Origin of the sequence: Spiroplasma sabaudiense Ar-1343, assembly GCF_000565215.1 — a bacterium.
Classification (GTDB): Bacteria; Bacillota_I; Bacilli_A; order Mycoplasmatales; family Mycoplasmataceae; genus Spiroplasma_B; species Spiroplasma_B sabaudiense.
This window is the reverse complement of the sequence record NZ_CP006934.1, coordinates 588,816-599,758: the sequence shown is the minus strand read 5'-3', so window position 1 is coordinate 599,758 and position 10,943 is coordinate 588,816. Positions and strand designations below refer to the sequence as shown.

At 30.5% G+C, this 10,943-nt stretch carries 11 protein-coding genes; 10 read left to right on the top strand and 1 reads right to left on the bottom strand.

Annotation, left to right across the window (positions count from 1 at the left end):
• The first annotated feature begins 13 nt into the window (after positions 1 to 13).
• The 7 genes from scm1 (at position 14) to SSABA_RS02710 (ending at position 7,821) form a co-directional block, all read left to right on the top strand.
• Positions 14 to 1,264, top strand: coding sequence for a motility-associated protein Scm1 (gene scm1, locus SSABA_RS02740; protein WP_025251075.1), 1,251 nt, complete (start codon positions 14 to 16; stop codon positions 1,262 to 1,264).
• Between the two features lie 110 nt (positions 1,265 to 1,374).
• Positions 1,375 to 2,520: an N-acetylglucosamine-6-phosphate deacetylase gene (gene nagA / locus SSABA_RS02735; protein ID WP_025251074.1), complete on the top strand. Its 1,146-nt coding sequence runs from the start codon at positions 1,375 to 1,377 to the stop codon at positions 2,518 to 2,520.
• Positions 2,521 to 2,523: 3 nt separating this feature from the next.
• Positions 2,524 to 3,111: a hypothetical protein gene (locus SSABA_RS02730; protein ID WP_025251073.1), complete on the top strand. Its 588-nt coding sequence runs from the start codon at positions 2,524 to 2,526 to the stop codon at positions 3,109 to 3,111.
• Positions 3,104 to 4,084, top strand: a complete 981-nt coding sequence (locus SSABA_RS02725) for a Gfo/Idh/MocA family protein (protein ID WP_025251072.1) — start codon at positions 3,104 to 3,106, stop codon at positions 4,082 to 4,084. The genes SSABA_RS02730 and SSABA_RS02725 overlap by 8 nt, the downstream gene beginning before the upstream one ends.
• 1 nt (position 4,085) lies before the next feature.
• Positions 4,086 to 4,745, top strand: a complete 660-nt coding sequence (deoC, locus tag SSABA_RS02720) for a deoxyribose-phosphate aldolase (RefSeq protein WP_084655753.1) — start codon at positions 4,086 to 4,088, stop codon at positions 4,743 to 4,745.
• 116 nt (positions 4,746 to 4,861) lie between these two features.
• Positions 4,862 to 5,854: an NAD(P)-dependent oxidoreductase gene (locus tag SSABA_RS02715; RefSeq protein ID WP_025251070.1), complete on the top strand. Its 993-nt coding sequence runs from the start codon at positions 4,862 to 4,864 to the stop codon at positions 5,852 to 5,854.
• A 71-nt stretch (positions 5,855 to 5,925) separates the two neighbouring features.
• Complete coding sequence (locus SSABA_RS02710) at positions 5,926 to 7,821, top strand: PTS transporter subunit EIIC (RefSeq protein WP_025251069.1); 1,896 nt, start codon at positions 5,926 to 5,928, stop codon at positions 7,819 to 7,821.
• Here the strand turns inward: SSABA_RS02710 and coaBC are convergent.
• On the bottom strand, positions 7,813 to 8,982 hold the full coding sequence (gene coaBC / locus SSABA_RS02705; RefSeq protein WP_025251068.1) for a bifunctional phosphopantothenoylcysteine decarboxylase/phosphopantothenate--cysteine ligase CoaBC: 1,170 nt from the start codon (positions 8,980 to 8,982) through the stop codon (positions 7,813 to 7,815). The two genes, SSABA_RS02710 and coaBC, sit on opposite strands and share 9 nt — an antisense overlap.
• A gap of 150 nt (positions 8,983 to 9,132) precedes the next feature.
• Here coaBC and rpsU point away from each other — a divergent pair, with 150 nt between their 5' ends.
• The 3 genes from rpsU (at position 9,133) to ruvB (ending at position 10,864) form a co-directional block, all read left to right on the top strand.
• On the top strand, positions 9,133 to 9,297 hold the full coding sequence (gene rpsU / locus SSABA_RS02700; protein ID WP_025251067.1) for a 30S ribosomal protein S21: 165 nt from the start codon (positions 9,133 to 9,135) through the stop codon (positions 9,295 to 9,297).
• Positions 9,298 to 9,363: 66 nt separating this feature from the next.
• Positions 9,364 to 9,939 (top strand): Holliday junction branch migration protein RuvA, encoded by a 576-nt coding sequence (ruvA, locus tag SSABA_RS02695; RefSeq protein WP_025251066.1) that lies wholly within the window; start codon positions 9,364 to 9,366, stop codon positions 9,937 to 9,939.
• Positions 9,920 to 10,864 carry a Holliday junction branch migration DNA helicase RuvB gene (ruvB, locus tag SSABA_RS02690; RefSeq protein WP_025251065.1) on the top strand — a complete coding sequence of 315 codons (945 nt, stop codon included), beginning with the start codon at positions 9,920 to 9,922 and terminating at the stop codon, positions 10,862 to 10,864. The genes ruvA and ruvB overlap by 20 nt, the downstream gene beginning before the upstream one ends.
• Positions 10,865 to 10,943: the final 79 nt, after the last annotated feature.

Here is a 10,943-nt window from a genome sequence, read left to right as displayed (position 1 = left end):
TGGAGGTATAAATATGAGAAACAAAGCGTTAACAATAGCAACAATAACATCAACTTCATTTTTTATCTTGTGTTTAATCGTGATTTTTAGTTTAGTCCCAGCCATTGACAGTGACGCTATTTTTAACCAACTTCGCCCCAATGGTGGAGAAGTCAATGAAGGTTATTGAGATGTTGTTGCAAGCAACGTTCAAAACCCGTTCTCCTTAGCATACTTCGCCTTGGGCTTCTTTTCGTTTAATGGAATGATAAAAATTGGGGTTCCTTTTGTTTTTGGATGTTTTGTCCTATTTTTGGTAATTTTATTACCAATTAGTTTTATTGGCTTTTTCTTTTTTGGAGGAATTTATTGCTATAAAATCCTTATTGATCGAACCAAACAATATCGCTATGATGAAATTAGAAAAATTAATCAGTGAATTATTTATGTGGCTGGAATTTCTGCTATTGTTTTTTTGGCTATCGGATTTATTATTTTTTTATCAATGGAATCCAATCTTAAAGATTCAGGAATACTTAGTGCCTGAGGGGGAACTCATAATAACCAGCAAATCGTTAATATTAAATTAATTCATGTTTTTGAGTATATAACTGGTCTAAAATATTTATTTAGTTCTCATTTAACTGGACTGTTGACTTCAGGAATAAATGACCATTTAAATTCGCTTGGACCAAGTTTTCAAAACTGAAGTGTTAACGAGGGATTGGTAATTACATCATTGGTATTCTTGGTAATTTTAAGTCCAATTGCATCAATTGTGGCTGTTAACGCAATTGTCTTTCGTTTTGCAGCAATGTATTCAAATAAAAGTCGCGATGAAATTCAACACTTCCATAACTGAATTGATTATCGCGGTATTTATACAAAACGTGAATTTAGGGAAATGTTATTTAAGAATTTATGATTTTGAGTTGCAGTTGGAGGTTTTGCACTTTCAATTCTGGCCCCAGGAGTAATTCATGACTATAGCCAACCAGAGCATTTCATTGTTACAACTGTGGTTCTAATTATTGCCGTCTTAACTTTTATTCCAACAATAGTTCAAAGAATTTTAATTGGAAAAATTGTTAAGATTGCCCAACACAAAATTATGTTTTTTCAGCAAGTGCTATTAATTATTGTCGGGGTAATTGTGCAATTAGTTTTATGACTTGGGTTTAAGGACTTATTTAATTACAGTGAAACTTTTGCGGTTTTAATCCCAATTACTTCAATCACAATTGGACTAATATCATTGACGTTCTTTATTAAAAAAATTATTTAAAGTTATTTATTTTTAAATAGATAGCTTTTTTTATTTTTTAAAAAAACAAAGAAGGGGGTTTAAAGTTGTTTTAATTTGCTTTAACATATAAGTATTCGGAGGGTTTAAAAATGCTGTTTAAAAATGCAAAAATTGTTTTAGAAAATCAAATTATAGAATTAGGTTTTTTAAAAGTTGAGGGAACAAAAATCACAAAAATTGGTGAAGGAAAATGTGATGAACCAGGTATCGATCTTCAAGGTTCGTGAATATTGCCTGGATTTATTGATGTTCATGTTCACGGAGGTTATGGAACTGATTTTGAAACCGGAACAGTGGCTGGCTACAATAACTTTGCTCAAAAAGTAGCCCAAGAAGGAATTACAAAATACTTACAAGCGGCAGTTACCAATAGTATTGCTGATAATCAAAAAATTTTAAAAGAATTTAGCAACTTCATGAGTCAGCAAAATGGTTTATCTCAATCTCGATGTCTTGGAGCACATTTAGAGGGGCCGTTTATTTCCCCAGAACGAAAAGGAGCACACGAGCTAAAACTATTGATGGCACCCAACATTGGGATAATGGAAGAATTGGTGAAGTTAGCAAATAATACAATTCGTATGGTGACTTATGCAAGTGACTTACAAGATGGTGAGTTTACAAAATTTTTATTAAGTCAAAATATTATTCCAAGTGCAGGTCACAGTAATATGAGGGCAAGTCAGTTTGAAGCTGACTATCAAATTGGAATTAGACATATTACCCACTTGTTTAATGGAATGAGTGGTGTTAGCCAACACGAGCCAGGTTTAGCAACAGCTGCTTTATTACACGATGATGTTGTTGTTGAAGTTATTACTGATGGCATTCACATTCAACCAGAAACCCTAAAATTAATTTATAAAATTAAAGGTCCAAACGGAATTATTGTTATCACTGATGCTATGAACGCTAAAGGGCTTCCAGATGGAGATTATAAACTCGGAGGCTTAGAGGTTGAAAAAGAAGGAATAAAAGTGGTTTTAAAAGGAACTTCGACTCTTGCTGGAGCTGGGGCAACTTATGATTACAATGTGCGCTTCTTTTTAAAAACTTGTGGTTTTTCAATGACAGATTTAATTAAAATGACTTCAATTAACGCTGCAAAGCAGCTACAAATCTTTGATCAAACTGGGAGCATCGCTTTAAATAAACTAGCAGACTTAGTAATTTTGGATAAAGATTTGAAAGTTGTGAAGACAATTTCTGAAGGAAAAATTGTCTTTGGAGAATAAATAATGAATCCCAAAAATTATGTCTACGCTAAATTTATTTATACAAGTTATTTTTTAACCGTTTTTATGGTTTTTGTCTTAGGAATTTTAAAAGTGACTAAAAACAGTGACGATTTAGCAGCTGCTCTTATCATTGATCGGATTATTTGAGTTTTAACTAGTTTAGGCTTGGTTTTTTTAGGTTGTTACATTGCAATAATTTTATTTTTAAAAATTAAAACCCAGTATGTTCCAAAGAAACAAGATAACTTTTATATCATTACAGTTTTTGGGTTAATGGTATTAACATATTGACTGAGTTTAATATTTGCTGGTATTGCCCTGACAATTAATGAAAAAAATATTATTTTAACATTAGGAATTTGTTTTTTAATTGCTGCAATGATTATTAGTATCGGGGCTTCAATTTTAGAAACTTTTAGTCGAGTCAATGAAATTATATTTTTTAATCGTCAAAATCAAATTAAAAAAAATCAGGATGCGCAAAAAGTTAAAAAAAATTTACCTCCAATTATTCCAACCAATTTAACCGAAAAGCAGATAACAAATAAAAAAAATCCGTTTTTAGAAGGAGAAGATGTTGATGATTAAAATTGCCACAATAGGAACTAGTGAGATTTGCAGTCAATTTGCAAGGGCTGCCAAAAAAAATATATCTTTGAAAATTACTTGTGTCTATTCGCGAGTTTTAGAAAAAGCCAAAACTTTTATTAAGGATAACGATATTAAAACTGCTAAAGCTGTTGATAAATTTGAAACAATTGTTGATGAAGTTGATGCAGTCTACATCGCTTCTCCTAATGGATTGCACTATGAGCAAGCCAAGTATTTTCTTTTGCAACAAAAACATGTGCTAATCGAAAAACCAATAACCTTAGATGCTCATCAAGCTTTGGAACTGGGTCAAATTGCAACAATGAATAATGTTTTTGTAATGGAGGCTTTTAAAACTATTCACCTTCCACAATTTAAACATTTGGTTGATTGAGTTGAGGAAAATAATCCTTTTTTAGCAAACCTTTCATTTAATCAATATTCGAGTCGAATGAGTTCAGTTAAAGGTGGAATCTTTGAATCAGTATTTGACGCTAAATTAGGAAAGGGTTCCACTTACGATACTCTAATTTATCCAGTTGAATTAGCGATTAGTTTATTTGGTCCAGTTAAAGAAGTAAAGGCGATGGCTCACTTATTACCAAACGGAGTAGCTTTAAATAATGTTGTTATTTTGAAGCACGAAAACGATACGTTAGTTTCAATTACAAATTCAAAATCAAGTCATGGTCAAATTGGTAGTGAACTACTATCTGATTCTAGTACCTTGGTTTTTCAAAATTTGACTCGACTTACAGAAATTGCCATTACCAATCATAATGATTTGAAAAATCCCGAAATGAAAAACTTTTTAAATCAAGATGCTTTCGATTTTGAAATTCAAACATTCATTGAAATGATTAATAATCAAGAATATAATTTAAGAGATTACCTTTTAGAGATTAGCATTGAAGCAATCAGAGTTTTAAATCTAATTGAAAGCAATCATGAGAAAATAGGAGAAAATTAAAATGAATTTAAATAAATATATCGACCATACTTTATTAAAACCAGAAGCAACAAAAGCTCAAATCATTAAACTATGTCAAGAGGCCAAAGAATTCAATTTTGCAACAGTTTGTGTTAATCCGTATTGAGTTAGTTTAGCTCAAGAGCAATTAAAAAATACAGAAATTGGAATAACAACAGTCATCGGATTCCCTTTAGGGGCTAACTCAAAAACAGTTAAAGCTTTTGAAACAAGTGAAGCTTTAAAAATGGGGGCCACCGAAATTGATATGGTAATGAACATTGGGGCTTTAAAAAGCCAGCAATTTGATGTTGTTTTAGAAGATATGAAAGCTGTTAAAGCAGCAGCGCCCAATAATGTTGTTAAAGTAATTTTAGAAACTTGCTTACTAACTCAAGATGAAATAATCAAAGCCTGTCAGTTGGCCCTTGAAGCAAAATTGGATTTTGTTAAAACTTCAACAGGTTTCTCAACTGCTGGGGCAACGCTTGAAAATGTTAAACTAATGAAACAAACTGTCAAAAATCAGGCAAAAGTAAAAGCAGCCGGAGGAGTAAGAAATTTAGATGATGCTATTAAAATGATTGAAGCTGGAGCTGATCGCTTAGGAACAAGCGGTGGCGTTCAGATTGTTGAAGGCAAAATAAACGAAAATTATTAAAAAAAAAAATAAATATATTGAATTAATTATAAAATTTATCATATAATTTATTTATAAGCTTTTGCTTATAAATAAATTTATGATAGCTAAATTTATTGTTTTAAGAGGAGAAAAAAATGAAAATTATTTGTTATGGTGTTAGAGAAGTTGAGGCTGTGATCTTTAATAAGATAAATGAGCAATACAAGCATCAGCTAACTTTGGTTGAAGAACTATTAAATGATGAGACAGTCTTAAAAGCTAAAGGACACGATGCAGTTTTGCTAATGACTAACTGTTATGCAACTGCTCCAAGATTGGAAATTATTAAAGGTTTTGGAATTGAGTATTTACTAACTAGAACAGTTGGAACTAACCACATCGATATTCCAAAAGCACAAGAGCTTGGATTTAAAATGGGTCATGTTCCGTCATATTCACCAAATGCAATTAGTGAATTAGCATTCTCATTGGGAATGTCAATGTTAAGAAATAACTTTTACTTTTATGAAAAGTTTAAGAACCAAGATTTCACTGTTGATTCAAACATGTTTTCAACTGAAGCTAGAAATTCAACAATCGGAATTATTGGGACAGGAAGAATTGGTTTGGAAACTGCCAAAGCTTGAAAAGGAATGGGAGCCAATGTAATTGGTTATGACGTTTTTAAAAACGACAATGCAAAAGGGATTTTAGAATATAAAGAGTTGGATGAATTACTTGCAACAAGTGATGTAATTTCACTACACATTCCTTATATTCCAGGAAAAAATTTACATTTCATTAATAAAGATTCGATTGCTAAAATGAAAAAAGGAGCAATAATTGTTAATACTTCAAGAGGGGAATTAATTAATTTAGAAGATTTAGTAGCTGGATTGAAATCAAATCACATTAAACAAGTTGCTTTAGATGTAATTGAAAAAGAGGATGAACTTTTCTTTGAAAAATGAAAGAATAATATGCCAGTGGCAATTCATAAAGAGTTAATCAATATGGGACCGCGTGTTATTGTAACCCCCCATATTGCTTACTTTACTGATGAAGCCATCAAAAATATGGTGGAAACAAGTTTTGAAAACATTAAAGAATTATCAGAAACTGGAACTTGTAAAAACCCAATTAAATAAGTTAATCACAAAAAATCTCTTTGAAAGAGATTTTTTTTGTATAATAATACAAGAATTGGTTGGACAATATTATGGAAAATGAAAAAAATTTATCTCAATTTGCAATTAAAGATTTTAATAAAATTAGTCCGACATCATTTTTTAAAAAGATTGGATCTAGTTTATTTCCGATAATTATTTTAATGCCAATTTTTGGACTCTTCTTATCAATCGCCAATATTATTACAAATGTTTCTGATAACCAAGACCAACTTGTGAAAGTATTCAATTTTCTTGGAAATGTCTTGTTCAAAAATTTAGGATTATTTTTTTGTATTGCCATTGTTATTGGTTTCACTAAGAATAAGGGCTTTGCAGTCATGGCTGCGGTATTAAGCTATTTAATTTTCATCAGCTTTATTGGTGCTTTTATTAAAAATAATGGGGATGGAACTGTTAATCTTTGATTTTATAAAAATCAGAGTGCTAAAGTTTTGCTGGATTATTTTTTTGCAATACCAACAATGCAAACTGGTGTTTTTGGTGGTTTGGCGGTTGGTGTTATTGTTATTGTTGTTTATAACAAGTTTAAAAATATTACATTACCCCAAGGCTTAAACTTGTTTGCCAAGGAGCGATTCGTACTTTTGATAATGCCTTTGGTGACCATTTTTTTAGCAGTGCTATTTATTTTAATATGACCTGGAGTTGTTTTAGGACTGAATTTATTTGGTCAGTGAACAACAAAATTACCGTTTGGAATTGACTCACTAATTTTTAAAACAATTCAAAGGTTTTTAGTAATTATTCAAGGTCAAGTAATTTGACACGGTCCATTTTGGTGAACAAGTGTTGGGGGTAGTTTGATTGACTATCAGTACCAAATTTTAGAAAAATTTGTTGGAAATGGAATTGGTGAAAACCCTGAAGGGCTATTTGGGAGTTGATTAATTGATAGAAACTTAGTCAATGAACAATTAATTGCAGCAGTTAAGTTTTCTTTAGCTGAGCATGGTTTTGAAAGTTTTTCACCCCAAGTTGATCTATGATGACAAGGAACAGGAACTGACTTTTGAAGTGCGCAAGGAGATCAAATTGCAGGAGTTTTTGCTTTAAATAATTCTTGGGTTAATGTTGATGACTTTTGAGATGCTGGTTTAAAGATTACCCGTTTTACATCTGGGGGCTTTACTAACTCAATGTTTGTTTTACCAGCAATTGCTCTAGCATTATTTTTAAATTTAGATAAGTCACAGCGTAAAGCAAATCGTGGCTATTATCTTACAGCAATCTTAATGTCAAGTCTAATGGGGATTACTGAACCAATTGAGTTCTTGTTCTTATATGCCAACCCTTTGCTTTATTTTGGCTTTTATGCCCCATTTGCAGGCCTTCAAGCGATGTTGACAACCTTATTTGAGATAAAAGTGGGGTCGACTTTTTCCACGGGTTTAATGGATTATATTATTAATGGAATTCTCCCAACAGTTGTTAATCAAGGTCAAAATACAAGAATATATTTAATTCCAATCCTGGGTATTGGCTTTGGGGTTATTAGTTTTGTTAGTTTTTACTTCTTGTATAAAAAACCACGCTTTAAAGCAAGTCTAGGTACTAATTTTTCAGAACCACAATTTTTCAATGAATACAGTAGGGAGAAAAATCTTTATCAAAGGCTTAAAACCTCGGTAGGGGAGTTGGGTAGTTCCGATAGGGGAGTTGTTGATGGTGAGTTTTTAAAGCTTTTTTCTGTAAATAACCAGATTGATGTTGGTTTTTTGACATCCCAACCTTTTGTTGAGAGTATTAAATTTCTAGACAATTATTTCCTTATAAAAATAGATAAAACTCAGTTAACTTATGGAAGTGAGCTTTGGATTTACGCCTTAATCTTTGAAAAGGATAAAAATCATTTAAAAAATCAGTTAGAAGAAAAACAAGCATACCAAAATTTTAAGAAAATGATGCAAAAAAATAAACTAAATTAATTCATTTATAGTTTTTAAAATTATTTTAGCAACTTTAGTTTTAGCCATTTCATCAAATTCAATGACTTGACCTGATTTAGCGACCAATATTTTTATTTGATTATTTTCGCTGCTCATTGCACTAGTCAAATTCAAAATTAATAAGTCTAAGTTTTTTTCTTTGACTTTGTGCCAAGCTTTTTGTAAATCAAAAGAATTGGCAAGTGAAAAACCAACTAAAAACTGATTGGTTTTATGGGTTCCTAAGGTTTTCAAAACATCGATTGCAGGTTCAAAATTGACTTGAAGCAGTTCTTTGCCTGAGAAACGCTTTTCAATTTTTTCATTAACAGGATTTGTAGTTTGAAAATCATTTAAAGCAGCCAAGCAAATAACGATATTGGCTTGCTCAAATTGCAACTCCATAAGCTCGAGCATTTTTATGTTTGTTGAAGCATAAAATAAATTATTCGCTTTAGGAACTAAAAAATCACAATCTCCGTGAACAGCAGTAACTCAACAGTCATTATTTTCTAAAGCCTGAAATATTTCTCAACCCATCTTTCCTGAACTTTCATTTGTTAAATAGCGAACTTTGTCTAAGTAGGTGCGAGTACGACCAAAATTAAGCAAAACCTTTTTATTGGCTAATTTTGGAAATAAAATCGGTGTCTGTAATGCACTTAAAACATCACTTGGTTCAAGTGCTCTTCCGATTCCAAAATGACCACTAGCTAATCGCCCATAATTTGGCTCAAAAAATTTAATCAAGGGATTTTGGCTCAATTTTTGCTTGTTAATTTGAAAAACTGCATTATTATACATTCGATCGTTCATACTTGGAAATAATCATGTTTTATGAGCACTTGCTGCAAAAATTAAAGTCGCTAAATCATCGGCGATTCCGCTTGCAATTTTACCGATAAAATTGTACGTTGCAGGATAGACGATATTTAAGTCTGCCTCTAAAGTTTTATTTATATGTTGCCCTGTTGAATGTGGTTCATAAAATTCAGAGTCAAAAATTTCTTCATGGGTTTGGATACCTTCAAAATTAACAAATTTTTTAGCATTTTTTGTTAAGATAACTGCTACTTCGTATTTTTCTTTTAGAAGAAGGTATAGATCTTTACTTTTGCTCGCAGCTATTCCACCAGTTACAATTAAATTAATTTTTTTCACAGTGTTTTCTCACAATCTTTTAATGATTTTACTAAAAAAACTCTAATTTGCATCCTTTAAAGGCAAAAAAAATTTTTTAAATTTTTTTCAATTTTAGTTGAAAAAATATTACAAATTTTATAAAATTTAATTGAATTGGAGTTGAAAAAGATGGCTAGTGTTACTTTACACGAAGGTGAACCAATCGAAAAAGCATTAAAACGTTTTCAAAAAGTTGCTTCAGCAAATAAAGCAGAAGCTCGTAAACGTGAATATCACTTAAGTAAAAAAGAAAAACGTATTTATAAACAAAAACAAAATCGTAAATTTGGGTAATTCCCAAATTTTTCTTTTTTTGTAAGAATTTTAACTTTGCCACGAATTAAATGTGGAAGGCAAGATATGCACTATATAATTGGAAAAATAGTTTCGATTCAAGGCGAAACTTTTATCATTGAAAGTAAAATGGAGATTGGTTATCAACTAAATTATTTTCAAATAAAAGGGGTAAGCAGTCCGTTATCTGCAACTGGTATTACAAAGGTATTTTTTTCTAAGGTCAGTTCTGAGTTTGAAACAAGTTACTATGGTTTTTTAAATTCGGATAGTCAAAAATTATTTAATGAGCTAATAAAAATAAAAACAGTGGGGATTCAAACTGCAAAATTATTGATGAAAAATTTCAGTTATTTTGAGTTTTTGGAAATAATTAAAAATAATGACTTTGATCAATTACAGGGATTAAAGAGCATCGGAGCTTTTACATCAAAAATTATTATTCAAGATTTACAAAAAGTATTTTTTAAAGTAACTTATAATAGCAAACAATTAAATGTCATCGAGAGTTTGCAAAAACTAGGTTATAATCAACAAATTATATATCAAGCAATAAAAGAGACTAATCAAAATTTGAAACTAGATGAAATGTTTCAAAGAGTCTTAGAAACGGTGGTTGAAAATGAGCATTCAGTCATTTAGACCAAAAAACTGAAAGGACTATTTCGGTCAAGAAAGTGTTATAAATAATTTAAAAGTCTATGTTAGTTCAGCAAAAACTCAAAATAAAAGTCTTGATAATATTTTAATTCACGGCCCTAGTGGAATGGGAAAAACATCGCTTGCTTATTTAATTGCTCATGTCATGAACCAAAAAATTCATATTCTAAATGGACCAAGCTTACAAAAACCCAGTGATTTAATCTCCACTTTAACTATGGTTAAAGAAAAGGAGGTCTTATTTATTGATGAAATTCATGCCGTTAACAAAGAGGTATTAGAAATTTTGTACCCTGTTTTGGAAGAAAATAAAATGAGTCTTATTATTGGCAAAGATTATAACTCTAAAATCATTAATTTAAAAATTCCAGAAGTGACAATTATTGTAGCAACAACAGAGTTAAATAAGCTTCCCGTCCCATTTACTAATAGATTTGCAATTAATCTTCACCTCAAAAATTATTCCAAAAGCGAAATTAGTAGCATCATTTCCTCGGCTGCAAAAAAAATCCATTTAAATTTTACAAGCGAATTTTCTGATATTTTGTCAAGTTATTGTAAGCAAACTCCTCGAATTGCCATTAACTTGCTTAAACGAATTCATGATTATATTATTTATGAAGACAATGAAATTTTATCAGAATCCAGAATTAAAGAGATTTTATTAAAAATGAATATTTTTGAATATGGTCTGAATGAAATGGATGTTAATTATTTAAGCATTGTTAAAGAATATCAACCAGTTGGGGTTGAAACAATCGCCCACATAATTTCAACACCGGTTTCAGTTATTTTATCGGTTGTTGAACCTCCGCTTTTAATTCAAAACTTAATAAAAAGAACCTCAAAGGGACGAATGTTAACAGACAAAGGTATTACTTTTATTTTAAAAAATAATTTTTATTAATATATAATTAAAAAAATAGAAATATTTCCATAAAATTATTGTTTTTAAATTTTAAAGTGCAATAATAAGAATAAATGGG